The following is a 17,191-nucleotide window of genomic DNA, read 5'->3' as shown; positions in this document are numbered from 1 at the left end:
ATGAGCATTGCCAATGTATTTTTTACAAAACAAGGAAAAGTGCTACAAGCCAAGTGCATGGCAGGCAAAACACTCCATTTTACAAAATTAGAATTAGGAGATGGTGAATTAGGCAGTAGAGTCCCACAAGAACTTAAAAGTTTAATTTCACCTCAGTTAGAAGTGCCACTTAGCAAACTTATCGCATTAGAAGAAGGGCAGGTAAAAATAGGTGGCAAGTTTAACAATAGTAATTTGGCAGCAGGCTTTTACTTAAGAGAACTGGGTGTCTATGCACAAGATCCAGACACCTTAGAGGAGATGCTATATTGTTATGGTAATGCAGGCAATTTAGCAGAGTATATTTCAAGTCAAGGTAGTGAGATTATTGAAAAGCAAATTGATATTATTGCCCTTGTAGGGAATGAGGCTAATGTGACAGCCACTATTAATAGTAGTTTGTTAGTGGTCACCCCTGAAGAATTAGCGGTTCATAATCAAGATGAAAATGCCCATGCCCCCATTCGGGAATGGGTCTTAAAGCTTTTTAGTGGCTTAAAGCTTACCTGGGACAATATCACCGGTAAGCCAGAGACTTTCCCAGCTGCAGCTCATACTCATAGTAGTAGTGAGATTACAGGTTTACCTACAGCTTTACCAGCAAATGGTGGGAATGCAGATACAGTAGATGGTTATCATGCTAGCAGTTTTGCTAAGAGTAGTCATAACCATAACGGGACATATTTACCGAATCCTAGTGCAGGAAGTGTCTCAGAAATGGGCCAATATATTGACCTTCATAAAAGTGGGAGTAGTGCGGACTATGATGGGCGTATCTTTGTGAATGCTAATAATCAAATTGTTCATGCAGATCAAAATGGAAGCCTGGCGGTGAATTATGAAATTAATAATTTAAAATCTACTGTCGTTAGTGGAAAAACAAGTGTTGCCAACGCCATTAATGACAAATTAGGTACCACGTTGAGCAACCAGACAAGCTTTGATGATATGGCCTATTATATTGGGCGTATTGTTTCTATCAATAATGTAGCAGTAGATTTAACCACATATACGCGTTGGTGGATAGATAGTTATTATGGCACACAAGAATATACAATCTCAGGAGACAAATTCTTAACGGCATTATATACAGATGTTGCCTCTAATATAGATGATTGGAAGATTTCAATCGCGGCATTAGATGCCCCCATTTATTATCGTATGGAACACGCAACCTCTATGACCACAGTTGCTCAAGGTGTAACCACCTCTGAGTTTACCCCATCTAGAAGTCGTTTTTATCTTTATAATCCCAATGGCTCAAGAATTAAACTGACGTTACGTGTGACCACATCATCCATGCATTATATGTATTTATCTCACATTTTAAAACGAATATAGGCAGGTGAAAGTGTGAAAAGACTTTTGATTTTAAAAGACCAAGAACAAAATACCTTGTTAGAAGCAAGACTATTAGAAGAGACAGCCAATATTAGCTATACCATTATAGATGAGCCACCAGAGATTGAAGCAAAGGAAGGCTATACGGGAAGATATGCATTAGATGAAGCTGGCAATCTTACTGTAACGTATGAAGCGATTCCAAAGTCTGAAACAGAACTATTAAAAGAAAGAATTGAACGCTTAGAACAAGAAAACATATCCATTACACAACTTGTAACAACAAATACACTTTTATAGGAGACATGCTATGACAAACACTGTATTTTATGAAACACTAAAAATAGAAGTCCAAAAAGGCCAATATATTTTATCAGAAATGATGAACAAAATTGAAATAGCCCTTGCCAAAAGTTACTTAACCTTTGAGAACGCAGAAGAACTTAAAAGCCTAGCTGCAACTTGCCAAGATGCAAGTTATTCCCCAGCTATAACACTTGAAAAGCGATTATCTTCTGCAGAGGTAGAAATCTTAAATAATAAGTTATGTATTGCAGAACTATCTGAAATGGTATTTCAGCTAGAGGATCAATTAAGTCACTTAGAAAATAATACAGTCGCAAACTAAAAAGGACTAGAGGAGGACTAGAAATGACACCATTAGTAATTAACTGGAGTTCACTAATTATAAGTGGACACAAAACATTTGAACAAGTACCACGTCAACTTAAACAAAAGGTAGCCGCACGATTAATAGCACAAGGATATACCCATTTGGTAACAGATGCGGCATATTGCCAATAAATACAGGCAATTAACAAGAGGAGGGATACAATGCAAATTCAAGAAATAGGCGTAGTGGGTGCAATCGGATTAATAGGAAGTCATATTACCAAATTATTTGGTGGGTGGTCTGTAGATTTACAGACCCTTTTATTTTTTATGGCCATAGATTTTATTATGGGCCTAGTTGTAGCCGCATTTTTTCAAAATAGCACAAAAAGTGAAACAGGTGCCTTAAGCAGCACAGCAGGCTGGAAAGGGCTATGCAAAAAGGGCATTACCTTTTTACTGGTGCTCGTAGCCCATCGTTTAGATATGACATTAGGTCTCGACTATATCCAAACAGCAACAGTCATTGCCTTTATAGTAGTTGAACTGATTAGTATCATCGAAAATGCAGGACTTATGGGCGTACCTATTCCAAAAGTCATTACAAGTGTCATTGACGTATTAAAAAAGAAAGCTGGTGAACAAGAATGAGTTATACAAGAGCACAATTCATACAAAAAATAGCCCCAATGGCCCAAGCAGATGCTAAGACTTCCAAGGTCTTAGCATCTTTAACAATCGCCCAAGCCATTTTAGAAAGCAACAATGGTAACAGTCTATTAACCCAGCAAGGCAATGCTCTATTCGGCATCAAAGCAACCAGGAGCTGGCGAGGAAAAGTATGGACAGGAAAAACCATAGAATACTACGATGGCAAAACAGCCACCACAATAGTCGATGGCTTTAGAGCATACACAAGCTGGGAAGAAAGTATAAAAGATCATAGTAAGTTACTGACTCAAGCAAGTCGTTATAAAGCCGTAGTAGGGGAGACAGATTATAAAAAGGCTTGTCAGGAGATTCATAAAGCAGGCTATGCCACAGATCCTAGTTATGCAGAAAAATTAATTGCCTTAATAGAGAAATATAATCTAGTACAATATGATATAGCCCATAAAGTTATCAAAGAAGATCCAGAGCTTGCAACTGCAGTAAGTAAGCTAATTAAGAGTGGTATTCAGTTACAATATAATGATTGGAAGCGTGTAGACTTAATCAAGCTGAGTAATGTGCCAGCTTTATTGTATAAATTAGGCGGACTTCAAAAGATAGAGAGTAAGTTAAAAGAAAGAGGAATGGGATTAGATTTAGAGATATGGCAAGGAAAGAGATACACAGTGGATAATGTACGCAGTCTACTTATTAAGTGCGCAATCGTAATACTTTAAATAAAATATATAAATAGGGAAGAATTATTAGGCGAAGTAAAGATAGTATATAGAATGTAAAAATATTTGAATAAATATTACTTGTATGTAAACATGATGCTAAATTGCATAAAGAATTAAAAATGAAAAAGCAAGGGACTATAACTAAGGTTATAGTCCCTTGCTTTTTTGTATATTGGAGCATGAGTTCTTATTAGAAATGTTGTTGTTAAAGATAAGTAGGATGATTAGAAGAAAATTCGATTATATGTTCTATGCCAGGCATTGATAAATGCATTGTTAAGTAATGATTCTAAGTATGAAGATTGTGTAACAGCGTTCATCAGATTTAAACGTAAGTCATCAACAATTTTCCATTTATTGTATTTGGGTTGCTTGCTTAAAGACGCGATACTCATTTTGCATCTTGAATCTATAGTGGGATTATTTGCATCTTGAAGGACAAAGTTGCGAACTGCGTAATACAGTTCAGACTCTAAGTTTGAAATGAATTCCTTTTTAATCATATCAAAATCTTTCTGTGAAGTAAGTTTTAAATTTGGAGTGAAACGAAGGTTAGAAAGATTGTCAAGGCAAATTTGAGTCATATTAGTGAAGGTACAGATTTGTACATTTTCCCACACGAGAGCATTAGAATGATGTTGGTAACCATATAATAAATTCCATAATATGGCATCTAATGTCCAATGATGAATTCTACTAGATGAGTTGCGAAGCACTGTGTATTCAGTGTCAATTGCAGTGCCGAGTTGATTAATAATTTGCCCCACTAGTAACGCAATAGGTGTAGCGGTGGCTAAACAAGGTGTTGTATTAGTAACACCGTTTATATGAATTTTACTACGAATAGTATCAAAAGCATGTGCTAATGCCATGCGGAGTGTATCATATTGTGAGTCATTGTAGATTGCACAGGCATCTAACCCGTGCTTCTTTTTGCTTGTCTTATTAGAAATGCAGATAATGTCATCAAGAGTAGGCGGAAGAACATGAATATCATTAGTGATAATTGATTGAACCATGTTAAGGAGATCTTTTTTCCTACGAACATGAGCTGCTAGAATATCAGCTTCTGTTGGATAATCATCATCTGATTGAAAAATATCATCTAAATCCATGAAGGTTGATGCTATGATGAGTTTTGCAGGTCTAATAGTATTTAAGATGCTATTGATATAGCTTTCATGAGTTTTATTTACCGCACGTGTACTAGCAAAATAGATGATACCATCATAAGAATATGGAGTTAATGTTACTTGTTTAATACGTTTATTGATATTACTAAGACCATCATTGTTAAAGCCTACAACATCAATAATGCAGTAAGGGGAATTCGGAGTATTTTTTAGAGGTAATCCTTTTCCTGGTACAGTAATTGTCATTTGTTTTAAACCACATGCAGCACTTTGAATTGTATCGAATTCTTTTGAGGATGAGTTAGTAATAGCTCTACAACAGGTGTCAAAATCTTGAGCAGAAAGATTGTTTGCTTTATAGTTGTTAAAACCGACATTATTTAAACAGGTATCGATTTGACATTGGATTGATTTTGCTAATTCATTAACTAGCTCAGCACAAGTTTCTAATGTTTGTGAAACAAGCATATCGACTATATAGAACGCATCTTGTTTAGATTCTTTAGCTGTTTCACTGTAATTGGCACGAGATGCTTCTGTGATAGTATTTAATAAACAATTAATGAGATTATTGAGAAAATCTGAGTATTCTGATGATAATTGTTGAGAGTTGAATAGTTTATGAATTTTAAAGGTTTCATCATCTAGTTTGTAGCGAGTTTCTACAGCTTTTTGAATAAAAAGTTGTTTAGCTTGTGGATTGTCGGTAGGAAGACTTGCTAAGGCGTTTTTACATTCCTTAGTGAGCAGGGGTCTAAGATTCCTTATTAAATCAGTTACAATTTCATCATAAGTTTTTACTAAGAGTTCAATCTGGGCAAACTCTTCATAAGGTGTGAAAATAGTAATGGAAGGGCAAGGTGTTGTCATACCAGGACCAGCAAGTGTTCCCATACCTTTTTGAAAGGGGATGGATGGAAGTTTACTAAGGGTAGAGCTTTTAGCACTACCACTTTCTCCAGCCGCAATAAATGTTGGTAAGTCAAATTTCTTAAAAAAATTCATAAAAAAACCTCCTATTAAGTTTATAAAGTAAATCGAATATACAGAATGCGCATAGTCATTTTTACTACATAAATAAAAAGGTGGTTTTATAGCACTATTTTATGTTAGTAAATAACTAAAGTATCTTTGATACTGGTATAAATATACCTTTATCGAATTCACTTAATAATACAATGCAGATACCCTTTATAATATCAACATGGCAAAATGGCTAAACTCAACAAACTGTTATAAGATTTAAAATAATAATAAAATAAAGACAATTAAAAGTCAATAAAAATATTTTTATCAAAAATTTAAAATTAAGGTGTAAGAAGTATTTTAATTTATTGGGGTTTATGAATGAGAATCTAAATCAGGGAAGAATAGAAAATAGAATGTAAAAATATAAGAAGAAATATGGATATTTGGTATTATGAGTAGTCCTAGTCTTAATATTATATTAATGCTGATAGGAGGTATTTGCATAAAGGATGTATCTAATGCTTATTTGGGAAATTTAGAGGTTTTCAATACTTTTATAATGCGGTTATGTGAAAAATTTATTTCAATACTGTATAGCATAAAGACCTAATATATAATTTGGAAGTGTTTGAAATGCAATACAAAAGTATATAAATATTTAAAAAATAACCACAAAGTATTATAATGATTCCATAGAGTATTAAAAATAAGGAGAAGAGCATGAAGATATTAGAGCAAATAAAAGAAGTAAAGACATTAGAAGAGTTAGAAGAATTAATAAGGTCATTATTTAAAGAGGAAGATGAAGAATATATACCAGCAGTTATAAATGAAGGTAGGTTTACAGTGGAAGAAGGAGAAGACTTTTACCTGAAATTAGTTATAGCACATGATAAAGTTAATTTATCAAAAACGTGGTTAAAGACTAATATGACTCTAGGAATATTAGATCCAGATTGGGATAATAAAGAGGATATATATCAAAAATTAGTAGAAAATATTGTTACAAGGCGTAATGTTAAGGGACATTCATTATATCAACTAAACCCATTATTGGTAGGTGAAGAAATAGAAGAAATGGAATATGATAATTCAATAGTTGTTAATGCCGTGTATAAGGGGGGATATGGAAGTGGAAAAGGGCAATTAATCTTAAAAAATGATGAGGCTAAGGGGTTATTAGTGTTAAAGAAAGTAATAGAGCCATTTTTAAATGAGGCTCATACTAATTATTATCCTAAATATAAATTAGTAGCAGAGTATGAATATCGCACTCACAATAAAAATATTGAAAATATTGAAACTAATGTATATCATACAAAGGAAGGAATACATGATATAGTTGTAGATGATAAAGGAATGAGGATAATAGGTAGTATTATTATTGGTGGCTTACAAAGTAAAGAGATAGAGGCAAGAAATATTAAGGTAGTGGATATGGGGTCAGCAGCAATAAGGAGTCATAATCCTAGAAATTATGATGATGATACACAAGCTGGATTTGTAATATTTAAAAAAGAAGTAGTAAATATATTAAAAGATGAATATTATATATATGATTTAGTAATGTTAGAAAAAGATAACATACAAAATTCAGTTATTATAGATATACTATCAGATAAAATTGTGTTTTGGGAAGGAGAATATAATAAACTTCCTAATGAGGTAAAGGATAAAATAGATACTTTTAATTATATTCCAGAACCAATTGAAAATATTATTTCACCAGCTATGATGGCGTGGCAATTAGCAGTAGATTGGAATTACGATAAAAAATTACTACCTAATCAAAAATTAGCTCGTGCAATTAAAGATAAGTACTTTAATAATGCGGTTGATGTAGGAATTTCATTTTACGAACCTAATAGTGTAGAGGAGTTTAGGGAATTTATTTTAAAAGTTGAGAAGGTTACTAGTATACGTTTACAAAGATTTAATCCTGAATATAGTGATGTTAAAAATTTATATAAAATATATAGCAAAGAAGATATAGAGCTTTCAAAACTAGAGATAATAACATTATATCAAAAATACTGTTATCAAATATACAAGGGGATAGAAAATGAGTAGCTATTCAGAAGTTATTGAAGATGATTCATCGATATTAGTTTTTGTAGGAAAAAATGGGGCAGGAAAGAGTTTTACATTAAGTAAAATATTAGAGCATTATCCTCATAATTCATTATATATTTCAGAAGAAGGAATTCCTAGAGTCTTGCATCCTAAAAATAAAATTGAAATTTACAACAGCAAATATTTATATAGTGACGAAAGAAACAGGGGGGAACAGAGAATAACGGAAGAATATGAGATATCAGCTAAAAGTCTAGAGATAATACGATATTGTGAATCAGTACTTAGAGAAATTAATAAAATAAAAAATAAATCTCAAGGACAGAAGAAGATGGCTAGTATTTTGGATATTTTTTTGAATTATAATTTCAATAACATAAATTATATTCTATTTGACGAACCGGAAAATTTTCTAGATGAATCATATTTAAGAGTTATAGTAAGATTAGTAAAAAAGTTACAAGAGGGAAAATTTAAGGTTAGAATAGCTACACATAATAGTACACTGATGGTCTTATTAAATATCAATATAATAGATATACGCTTTTTTAAAGATAGAAAAATTATTAAAATAACTAATGAGAAGTTAAAGGAGTTATTAAAAAAATCTCACGAGATGATAGAAAATCAAAGAATGAAGAGAAAGCTGGATGAAGATGGTTCGATAGCATATAAGTTACAAATTTATAAAAATGATGATCTGTTCAATAACTATGTAGATAGCCATATTAAAGATATAGAATTTTATAAAACTATATTTTATCCTAATATAATAATTGTGGAGGGGATATCAGATCAACAGGCTTTAAAAAGTATATATCATATATTTAATGAAACTACTGTACTTTTTATAGCTAATGGAAAAGCATGGATTCCATTTTTTGTTTTATTATTTAAGGAGCTTAATAAGGAAATCAGAGTCATAATAGATAAAGATAATGCAAAGCATATGCTTGCAATTACATATGTATTACAAGATATAGAGGATATTAGGGTCATTATACATGACCCTGATATGGAAGGAGAATATGGACTAAATTTAGAGGAAGTCGGACGTAAATATGGGATGAGTAATAATGTGAGAAAGAATAATACTGGGTGGCTTAAACAAATAGCAGCATATGATTATTTTAAAATAGGAGAAAATCAAGAAAGACTTTTAAAGAAAGTATTTGTTATTGATGAGCATGAATATGAATTTAGTTAGTTATTATATTGAAAAAAGTATCCCTATTAAAAATCAACGTACCTAAAGTTTTGAAGCACTTAATGGAATTTATGACCACTAAATTACCATAGCAGAGGTTATGAATTAGTTAACTACATAAGAAGTCTAAAATATTGGATACTAGGAAACGTTTTATTTTGTTCCCAATATGCAATGGTCTTAGTAGTAACATTTAGTAACTTACTAAGTTGATACTGTGTTAAGTTATGCTTTTTACGATATTCTTTAATATAACTACTATAATCGTTAGCTATAAATTGCAAATACTCATCATAGATCATTTCAGGCATAATACCCAAAGCTTCAGCAAGAACCTTACAGGTTGCAAGCTCAGGCCTTGTTTTATTATTTTCTAATCTTTTAATAGTAGACACATCAAGTCCAGCAGCGAGTGCTAGATCTTGTTGTGTCATTTTTTTATTTTTGCGGTAGTAGCGAATCTTGCCGCCAATGGTGGTGAGGTCTGAATTTATCTTTAGCCAGTCCACTTTTTCTTCATGTTTAAATGTTTCCGTAGTGTGAATATAGCATTATCAATGCACCTAGCAGCGTATGTGGCAAGACGGGTACATTTAGACGCATCAAAAGAAGTGATTCCTTTAATAAGGCCAATGGTACCAATAGAAATCAAATCATCCATTTCGGTGTTTACGTTATTATACTTTTTAACGATGTGTGCCACAAGCCTCAAATTGCGTTCAATTAGAATATTTTTAGCGTTTTCATTGCCCTGCTGATAAAGCTCTAAGTAATATTTTTCCTCTTCAGCACTGAGCGGTTGAGGAAAGGAAGTAATGCTACTAAAATAAGAAAAGCAGAATAAAGGTAGCATAGACATACCTCCATAAGAAAGGGCTCATTATTAGTGTATGTAATGAGACAAAAATTGGTGTTTGTACTTTTTTAAAATTTATAAAGAAATAAAGAGGAAAGGCGTAGGCTTATGTTAAAAATGAGAAGAAATAGGAATACCAAAAAAAGGTCTAAGGGATTATAAATAATTTAGTCACTTATTTTTAATAATATATAAGAGATTATTTATAGTAAAGGAGCTAGAAAATGGCAAAAGATAAAGGTTTTGCAAGTTTTACACCTGCACAAGATAAGGCGTTTATTAAATCTGAAAAGAAAAAACAACCTCAAGCTACAGGAGAAAGATATGCAATTAAGCAAAAACAACATCAATAAGGAGGTGCATCACAATGGATGAAGCAACTAAAAAACTCATCCCTCAGCAAGGTTCACAAAAGAGCAGAACTAAAGGGGGATTATGTAAAGACCCTGGGACAAAAACTACTGATTTTAAAAAGCATTGGAATCATAATGATAATAAGAAGTAGCGGACTGGATATTTTTCAAGAAAGTGAAGCATGTAGTATTCCAGTCATGGAGAGCTAGCGATATTAAATAAAATAAAGCTCCTCCTTTGCAAGTTGACTTTACGAAGGAAGAGCTTTATTTTTGTGTGTCAAAAGATATGATAAAGTTACACCTATATTACAAATTATTAATATCTCCATATAAAATTTTAAAATAAAGTAAAGCTATGTTATAATAAAGCACAGTAAGCGATAAATATAAAAGTTTTATAAGAGGAGAACATATGAAACATAAATGGATGAGTACGCTGATTATGGCGAGTCTTGTGCTTAACAGCAGTTTATATGCACAAGAAGCGTTAGAATCAGTACAAACAGAAATAGCTACAGTAGCTCAGGATGGGCTAGTAGCAACCCAAAGCAGTACAGAAGCAGTAGCAAATACGCAAGAGGAAGTAGCAGAGGATAACGGTGATAAAAGTAATGAGGCTGATCATAATGCAACCACCGATAATAACCCACTGGATAATACAATGACAGATGATAATGCTGAAGAGTCAGATATACATATACCTGTAGAGGATCAAACGGACAACAGTGTACTCAATAAGGGGAATGAAGTAGTATTAACATTGAATACAACAAAAGCTCTTGTAAATGGGGAAGAGATGAGCTTATTAAGTCCACCAACAGTTATTCAAAATACCACACTTTTACCACTACGCTTTGTAGCAAATCAGGTCGTTGGGGCGCAGGTAGATTGGAACAGTGAGACACAAACAGTGACCATCACTAAAAATGGGACAGTCGTAACGGTGACAGTGGGCAGCAAAATGGCAACGATTGATGGTTTAGAAGTAGAGTTAGAAGTTGCACCGATTATTCAAGATGGTGTGACACTTTTACCTGTACGTTTTATTAGTGAAGCTTTTGATATTAAAGTGGACTTTGATAATATTACAAAGGTGATTACATTAACTGAAAAGGTACCGGTTATTATACCTGACGAAGAAGAAAAGCCAAATGAAAAGCCAGTAGCAAGTTTTAGCTTTCCGCAGACTTATACGGCAGGACAAGTGGTTGCAGTAACAAATACAAGTATAGATCCAGATGGTGATACAATTGTAGATCAGCTCTGGAGTGTAGTAGGTGAAAAAACAGTTACGAATAAAAATTTAAGTAACATTTTTAAAACACCACGTGCAGGGACTTATGTGATAGGTCTTCAAGTACAAGATAGTAGAGGGTTATGGAGTGATTGGACTTATGAAACCATTACAATTGAAGAAAATAAAGCCCCAGTTATTACAGGTCTTACAGCAAAAAAATCTAACTATGCACAAGGGGAAAAATTAGAATTTACTTATACATATGATAATGAAACATGGGAAACAGTAAAAGAAGGAAAATGGACATACCGTAGTAGTAGCGAAGCGCCTAATCGTGCTACTTTAGGAAAGCCAGATGTTCTCTTTAATGAAGGAGATTATATTATTACGCTTTATTTAGATGATGCTTATGGCAATCGCAGTGAAGGTGTAGAAACGCGTGTACATATTACAAGCGAAGTTAAAATGAGTGAGCTTGCTTATCGCTTTACAGAAGGAAAAATAGGTGGATGGATTGATAACTTCCAAAATACAAATTACCTAAATTATAAAGATGTCACAGTATTAGATAAAACTGCTGTATCAGGGACACTGATTATGAGTGATTCACCAGAAATGGTAAAAGGTGAAGGGATTTTATATCAAGATAAAATGCAAGGAAATGGGCGACTTCTTATCCACCATGTAAGTGAAATTCCAGATGCAGGTAAAACGCAGCGTCTTGCAGTCATTATGCGTAATGATACAACACAACCAATAACTGTTACTTTAACTGATAAAGTATTTAAAGGGCCAGTAGCTGATACACTTCGAGCAGGTCAAGTGGCATTAGAAGCCTATTATAAGGGGGTACCACCAGAAACAATTACACTTGCCCCAGGAGAAAGTAAATATATGTATGAAAAGAACTGGTTATATGGTCAGTGCATTACAGGACATGTAGATGTACAAGCGACAGGAGAAGTAACTTTTGTTGTAGCAGCCCTTAATAGTGATCAAGATTTAAATAGCCTTAATCAACTGATTTATTATCCGGCAGATGGTTCACACTTTAGTGGAACATATGATAAAGTTGCATTTAATTACAATATTGTATTAAATGGTAATGAACCAGAAAAGCTTAATTTAGGTATTGCTAATTCAGGAGAATGGGTAACAGGTTATGACCAACGTGACATGAGTTATGTTGAAAATGCAGGAAACTTTGGTGTTTCCTATTATTTAACAGTGACCGCAACAGAAGATACGGGTGTTATCTTAAACAATCGTGGTGGGACTTTCAAAGGTGCCATCAAATGGAACAATGATGTATATAATATGCCTTTAGAAGGAACCTTCTCAGGTACAACAACAAAAGCTGTAACAGTTGGTATAATTAAAAAGGGTGAAACAGTAACCTTAGAATATATGTTGCCAAATGGTTCAGCAGCACCAACGTTAATTGGCTTTATTCCAAAAAGCTGTTGGTAAGTAGAAATATGATAAGAGTTATTTTTGTACTATTTTTTAATCTGTAGTGCAAGAATAACTCTTATTTTTTTGTATAGGTTTATATAATTTTTGTATTTTGAATTATATAAATCTAATAAAAATAATAAAAAATAAAATAAATTGTAAATATTACAAATTAAAATGTGCAAATATATGGTAACAAATATATGGTAAGATATAAAAAACAAAAAATAAAAATAAAAGGTGAGCGATATATGGGGAAAAAAAGTAGATTGGGTATTTTTGTGATTTGTTTCATTATGCTTTCTATAAACTGTTGGGCGGAACAATTAGCAACCTTTACGTATAGCCAAAATGACTTAAACATTATGTTTGTAGTGGACTATAGTAATTCCATGAATAGCAATGACAAAGAAAAGATGGGATTAAGTATGATAGAAGCTTTTGTAGATGAAGCTTTTTCAAAGAAGAGCAATGTAGGGTTTGTAGCTTATAATCATACAATCCTTGCTTATAGTGAGCCTATAAGTTTAGCAGAAAAAAGTAATCGTAAGATTATTAAAAACAAATTAAGCAATATTGGGCGTTCAGGAAGTACGGATATTGGTTTAGCACTAAAAAAGGCTGAGAGCTTATTAAGTAAAAGTAATAATAAGCAGTCAGTAATCATTTTGATTTCAGATGGAGAACCTGATTTAAGTTACGTGCATACAGGCAGAACCATAGAGGATTGCTATGAGGATATGAATCAATCCGCTCAAAAGTGTCAGGCGCAAAATATCCCCATTTATACAATTGCCTTTGGTGAAAACTTTGATGGTGAAACATCATGTTTAGAAACCCTTTCAAATAGTACGGGGGGAAATGCTTACTTAGCAAATGAAGCAGGAGATTTAGTAGAGATATTTAATACAATTTTGCAAAAGTATACGATGTCGACAGTTGTACCGGTTGCGGCAAGTTTAGCTTCTGGCGGGCTTCAAACGATAGAGATTCCTTTTGAAAGTGAATATACCAGCGAGGTCAATGTCTTACTTGTTTCTTCTGCGCCTTTGAAGGAAGCAAATATCTTTTATTCTGGACAAGAGGTCGATTTTAGCCAGGCAAAGTATTACTTTACGTGTAAAATCAACGCACCCCAGGAAAATAATGTGAAGCTGCAATATCGCACGCAGTCAGGTGAGGCCATTAAAGTTTACCTCTTACTTTATCAGGATGTGGATTTTAAAGTAGAAGTACCCAGTGAAGCAGGTAAAAATGTGACGTCGCCATTTACAGCATATTTTGTTGAAAATAGTACAGGTGAGAGCATTGCAGATGAAAATTTTTATAAACGCTTTAATTCGTTGGCCACAGTTTACGATGACCAAGGGGAAGTGCAAAGCAATCCGCAGATGAAATATGCACAAGGTAAGCTGATAGGTGAATTAGCACTAAATAAAGTAGGCAACTATGGTATGGATTATGAACTTAAAGAAAACCATTATGCGTTCAAAGTAGAAGACATTGCTTTTAAATGTGTCAATGCAAAGCCCATAGGTAACCTTAATATTCAAGAGAAATATTGCATAATGGGCGAAAAAGATACTTTTAATTTAGATGAGTATTTTAGTGATCCTAATGGGGATCCACTTACATATAGCTTGATGGCAGTTGAAGGAGATAGCTTGCATTATGAACTAAATCATAATGAACTTACTTTAACACCTAAACATATTGGGGAAATAAGTTTTAAAGTTGTTGCAACAGATGAAGAGGGAGAAACGGCAATTAGTCAGCTTTCAGAAATTGCTGTACTACCTGTTTGGCGTTATTATTTGCCCATTACTTTAATAATAAGCGCTTGTATATTACTGGCAATCATAGGTGTCATCGCTTATATTTTGCGTAAGAAAATGAATGCACCTAAGCCTGTTTATTCAGGAAAAATCAATGTATATTTTACAAAAACGCCAGAGGATATAGAAATTGAACCACTTACTTTTTCATTCTTCCAGATGGCACCTCACAAAATTACGCTAAATGATTTGTTAGAAGGTGCCGGGTATAAGATTGAAGAAATAGAAGCCAAACATATTTACTTTGAGCCAGGTTTTGACAGACAAATTGTTTTTAGCCATGAAAGTCAAAATGCGGTGATGATTGGATCTTCTATTGCATGTCGCAAACTTAAATACTCTATAGCTTATGGAAGCAAGCTATATATTACAGCAGCAGATGAAAGCTACGATTTGGAAATCCATTTTGTATCTGCAAGAAGCTAGTTGGTTATAGAGTTTTGAGTATAAATTATTACATTCATGAGAAAAGAGGGATTAAATGGAGATTATTGAACAAACTAACCGCACCATTTTATTTGAAGAAATTAATCCAGAAAAATTAGACCTTATTACCTTAATAGGGGATACAAAGGGCATTGATAGTTTAAATGATGACAAAATCAAAGAAATTAATGAAATGCTGTTGGTAAGAAGCTTTGATGAGTTCTTAGATAAGTTTGCACCTGTGGTGTATTCATTTTATAATGCCAACAATCAAAAAGTAGTTTATACCTTAAAAAAACCAGAGAACCTGCCAGAAAACTATGTGACAGAAATTCCAATTACAATGGAAAATGATTTTCTAAAAATGCTCTTTACACTCATTGAAACAAAAAGAGCACAAGGTATTGCTAACGTAGATTTTAAATTTGAAAACATCTTAGATATGATCTCACCTAAAAAGGTAATGGAAGATATTCGTCAATCACGTAAAGAAATTCAATATGTACATAGTCAATATGAAGCATTAGATGAAGAAGATCCTAAAAAATTAGATTTAGGGGACAAGCTTAACTATATGTTTGAACAAGCAAGCAATAACTATAACAATATTATGGCCATGTTACCTCTTGCTATTGAAGATATTAAAACAAGACTTTTATTAGGGGATGACAATACAGGTAATAATGGCGAACAGCTTAAAATTGGTGTGCTCAGTATGGGGGAAAATGGGGAACTTAAAATTTTAGAAGCACCAAAAGAAGAAAACAATGCCTTAATGGTTGTAGATGATGGGGCAAATACAGCACTTATTGAAGCTTTTAGAGAAGATTATGATGCGCTTAATGAAGAAGAAGCTTCTGATTAAGTAAGAGAATTAGTGGTAAGAACATTCTGTCCACTGACTTCTACCATGGAAAGTAAAATTGATATGGCAGTGGAAGTAAGCAACTACAATAACTATCTTGAGTTTTACAAAAATGCAAAAGATGACTTTGTAAAAGCAGTAAAACCACTTATTGAAAAAATGCTTGGGGTAAAAATGTTCTTTGAACAATATCAAGTTAAAGCCAAAGGCATGTTACCATCACTGCTTATTACAAATATCAAACCTGATATGATGGTAAAAGCTAACAACCTACCAAGACTTGTAACTTATTTAAATACAGTCAATGATAAAAATGATTTTACTAATACCATTTGGTTTAGCATCTTCCCATCTGTGGAAATCTCTGGTGCAAGTGGAGCTAAACTTAAACGTTCACGTTTCAAAGGCAATGAAAAGGTAGAAAAAACAGATGTAAATAGCATGGAAACATTGGCAACTTTATTGACTGTGATGAAAAGCTATCGTGTACAAACCTTCTTTAACTTCCAAACAGGGGAAGAGACAACCTTTAATTATGTAGCTACAGAAGGTGTGGACAGATTTATTGATAAATGTATGCCACTTACACGTAAAGAATATAGTGAGTTTGCTGTACCATGTTTACCAAACTTCACAGTTATTCCAAAAGACAAATCTGGTCTTGTGTTAGATAAACGTATGTATATGACAGAAGAAGGTGTTGCAGAGCTTTCTAAAGAAAAAGAAGATATCTTAAAACTTTGGATTGAAGGAGTTTACATTGGCGCTGCTTATATTGCAGCTGGTCTTGTAGCTGCTTACCAATGCCCAGAGTATTTAAAAGATCGTTATCGCAATACAACTTATGACTATCCAGGTGTACGTTATGATATTGAGTCAGCTGATCATGCCCTTCGTACCACAACAACACTTGCAAAAGAAATTTCAGGATTCACAAATAATATTAAAAATGCCATCAACCGTAAAAACTTTGGCTTTATTTTCTCTTCTGAGAATGCCCAAGTGGACGGAAAAGATATAAGACAAATTACTGTCTATAAAGCAAGAAGTATGCAAATGGCAGGTAATGACTTCGAGTCTATTTATAAGACACTTGTAACGACCTACATTGAAAGAATTTTACGTTTCCACAGTAATGACTTTAAACAAGATAACATTGTGAAATTCTTTAGCAATAATCCAAGCAGCCAAAAGAGTAAGTGGGCAGGTAACAAAGCCTTCATTAACTCTATTATGCAAGAAGGCGATGATATCAACTTTGCTATTGATGATCAAAATGGAGTTTGTAACATTGATATTACCTTTAATGGTAATGTGAAAAATCTTGAAGTGGAAATTACACGTAAGATTGGATAGGGATTATACCCTTTACCAATAAATAAAAAAATAAAGGAGG

General features: G+C 33.2%; 15 protein-coding genes and 1 pseudogene. 13 read left to right on the top strand and 3 right to left on the bottom strand.

All coding sequences use genetic code 11. From position 1 onward, the window contains the following. The 6 genes from AC1VAQ_RS07135 to AC1VAQ_RS07110 are packed head-to-tail and all read left to right on the top strand — an operon-like array spanning position 1 to position 3,380. Positions 1–1,380 carry a hypothetical protein gene (locus AC1VAQ_RS07135; protein ID WP_479903704.1) on the top strand — a complete coding sequence of 460 codons (1,380 nt, stop codon included), beginning with the start codon at positions 1–3 and terminating at the stop codon, positions 1,378–1,380. A gap of 12 nt (positions 1,381–1,392) precedes the next feature. Continuing rightward, on the top strand, positions 1,393–1,680 hold the full coding sequence (locus tag AC1VAQ_RS07130) for a hypothetical protein (RefSeq protein ID WP_479903703.1): 288 nt from the start codon (positions 1,393–1,395) through the stop codon (positions 1,678–1,680). A gap of 10 nt (positions 1,681–1,690) precedes the next feature. Further along, complete coding sequence (locus tag AC1VAQ_RS07125; RefSeq protein ID WP_479903702.1) at positions 1,691–2,008, top strand: hypothetical protein; 318 nt, start codon at positions 1,691–1,693, stop codon at positions 2,006–2,008. A 23-nt stretch (positions 2,009–2,031) separates the two neighbouring features. Further along, positions 2,032–2,184 (top strand): CD1375 family protein, encoded by a 153-nt coding sequence (locus tag AC1VAQ_RS07120; RefSeq protein ID WP_479903701.1) that lies wholly within the window; start codon positions 2,032–2,034, stop codon positions 2,182–2,184. Positions 2,185–2,214: 30 nt separating this feature from the next. Then, positions 2,215–2,643 (top strand): phage holin family protein, encoded by a 429-nt coding sequence (locus tag AC1VAQ_RS07115; RefSeq protein WP_479903700.1) that lies wholly within the window; start codon positions 2,215–2,217, stop codon positions 2,641–2,643. Continuing rightward, positions 2,640–3,380, top strand: coding sequence for a glycoside hydrolase family 73 protein (locus AC1VAQ_RS07110; RefSeq protein WP_479903699.1), 741 nt, complete (start codon positions 2,640–2,642; stop codon positions 3,378–3,380). The genes AC1VAQ_RS07115 and AC1VAQ_RS07110 overlap by 4 nt, the downstream gene beginning before the upstream one ends. 227 nt (positions 3,381–3,607) lie before the next feature. Here the strand turns inward: AC1VAQ_RS07110 and AC1VAQ_RS07105 are convergent, their stop codons facing one another. Continuing rightward, positions 3,608–5,521 (bottom strand): hypothetical protein, encoded by a 1,914-nt coding sequence (locus AC1VAQ_RS07105; RefSeq protein WP_479903698.1) that lies wholly within the window; start codon positions 5,519–5,521, stop codon positions 3,608–3,610. A 684-nt stretch (positions 5,522–6,205) separates the two neighbouring features. Here AC1VAQ_RS07105 and AC1VAQ_RS07100 point away from each other — a divergent pair. Next, positions 6,206–7,555, top strand: coding sequence for a hypothetical protein (locus tag AC1VAQ_RS07100; RefSeq protein ID WP_479903697.1), 1,350 nt, complete (start codon positions 6,206–6,208; stop codon positions 7,553–7,555). Continuing rightward, positions 7,548–8,765, top strand: coding sequence for an ATP-binding cassette domain-containing protein (locus AC1VAQ_RS07095; RefSeq protein WP_479903696.1), 1,218 nt, complete (start codon positions 7,548–7,550; stop codon positions 8,763–8,765). The genes AC1VAQ_RS07100 and AC1VAQ_RS07095 overlap by 8 nt, the downstream gene beginning before the upstream one ends. Positions 8,766–8,878: 113 nt before the next feature. Here AC1VAQ_RS07095 and AC1VAQ_RS07090 read toward each other — a convergent pair whose 3' ends face one another. Further along, a complete protein-coding gene (locus AC1VAQ_RS07090; protein WP_479903695.1) occupies positions 8,879–9,274 on the bottom strand; it encodes a helix-turn-helix domain-containing protein in 396 nt (131 codons plus the stop codon). After that, complete coding sequence (locus AC1VAQ_RS07085) at positions 9,262–9,618, bottom strand: sigma-70 family RNA polymerase sigma factor (RefSeq protein WP_479903694.1); 357 nt, start codon at positions 9,616–9,618, stop codon at positions 9,262–9,264. The genes AC1VAQ_RS07090 and AC1VAQ_RS07085 overlap by 13 nt, the downstream gene beginning before the upstream one ends. A gap of 227 nt (positions 9,619–9,845) precedes the next feature. Here AC1VAQ_RS07085 and AC1VAQ_RS07080 point away from each other — a divergent pair, with 227 nt between their 5' ends. From AC1VAQ_RS07080 to AC1VAQ_RS07060, 5 genes and pseudogenes are all read left to right on the top strand, one after another. After that, a complete protein-coding gene (locus tag AC1VAQ_RS07080; RefSeq protein ID WP_479903693.1) occupies positions 9,846–9,974 on the top strand; it encodes a hypothetical protein in 129 nt (42 codons plus the stop codon). Positions 9,975–9,988: 14 nt separating this feature from the next. Next, positions 9,989–10,126, top strand: coding sequence for a hypothetical protein (locus AC1VAQ_RS07075; protein WP_479903692.1), 138 nt, complete (start codon positions 9,989–9,991; stop codon positions 10,124–10,126). Between the two features lie 263 nt (positions 10,127–10,389). Next, complete coding sequence (locus AC1VAQ_RS07070) at positions 10,390–12,684, top strand: copper amine oxidase N-terminal domain-containing protein (protein ID WP_479903691.1); 2,295 nt, start codon at positions 10,390–10,392, stop codon at positions 12,682–12,684. Between the two features lie 236 nt (positions 12,685–12,920). Continuing rightward, positions 12,921–14,930, top strand: coding sequence for a VWA domain-containing protein (locus tag AC1VAQ_RS07065; protein WP_302599355.1), 2,010 nt, complete (start codon positions 12,921–12,923; stop codon positions 14,928–14,930). A 55-nt stretch (positions 14,931–14,985) separates the two neighbouring features. Next, positions 14,986–17,151 (top strand): annotated as a pseudogene (locus AC1VAQ_RS07060) (transcriptional regulator). The last annotated feature ends 40 nt before the right edge of the window (positions 17,152–17,191 follow it).

It is taken from the genome of Cellulosilyticum sp., from assembly GCF_982396655.1.
The sequence above is the reverse complement of the archived record's forward strand: the minus strand, read 5'-3'. Positions and strand labels throughout refer to the sequence as shown.

Excerpts from the sequence above, each read along its gene's own strand:
- AC1VAQ_RS07115 (WP_479903700.1), top strand. The coding sequence starts at position 2,215 with ATGCAAATTCAAGAAATAGGCGTAGTGGGTGCAATCGGATTAATAGGA.
- AC1VAQ_RS07075 (WP_479903692.1), top strand. The coding sequence starts at position 9,989 with ATGGATGAAGCAACTAAAAAACTCATCCCTCAGCAAGGTTCACAAAAG.
- AC1VAQ_RS07085 (WP_479903694.1), bottom strand. The coding sequence starts at position 9,618 with ATGCTACCTTTATTCTGCTTTTCTTATTTTAGTAGCATTACTTCCTTT.
- AC1VAQ_RS07080 (WP_479903693.1), top strand. The coding sequence starts at position 9,846 with ATGGCAAAAGATAAAGGTTTTGCAAGTTTTACACCTGCACAAGATAAG.
- AC1VAQ_RS07120 (WP_479903701.1), top strand. The coding sequence starts at position 2,032 with ATGACACCATTAGTAATTAACTGGAGTTCACTAATTATAAGTGGACAC.
- AC1VAQ_RS07110 (WP_479903699.1), top strand. The coding sequence starts at position 2,640 with ATGAGTTATACAAGAGCACAATTCATACAAAAAATAGCCCCAATGGCC.
- AC1VAQ_RS07105 (WP_479903698.1), bottom strand. The coding sequence starts at position 5,521 with ATGAATTTTTTTAAGAAATTTGACTTACCAACATTTATTGCGGCTGGA.
- AC1VAQ_RS07065 (WP_302599355.1), top strand. The coding sequence starts at position 12,921 with ATGGGGAAAAAAAGTAGATTGGGTATTTTTGTGATTTGTTTCATTATG.
- AC1VAQ_RS07135 (WP_479903704.1), top strand. The coding sequence starts at position 1 with ATGAGCATTGCCAATGTATTTTTTACAAAACAAGGAAAAGTGCTACAA.
- AC1VAQ_RS07100 (WP_479903697.1), top strand. The coding sequence starts at position 6,206 with ATGAAGATATTAGAGCAAATAAAAGAAGTAAAGACATTAGAAGAGTTA.
- AC1VAQ_RS07070 (WP_479903691.1), top strand. The coding sequence starts at position 10,390 with ATGAAACATAAATGGATGAGTACGCTGATTATGGCGAGTCTTGTGCTT.
- AC1VAQ_RS07125 (WP_479903702.1), top strand. The coding sequence starts at position 1,691 with ATGACAAACACTGTATTTTATGAAACACTAAAAATAGAAGTCCAAAAA.
- AC1VAQ_RS07095 (WP_479903696.1), top strand. The coding sequence starts at position 7,548 with ATGAGTAGCTATTCAGAAGTTATTGAAGATGATTCATCGATATTAGTT.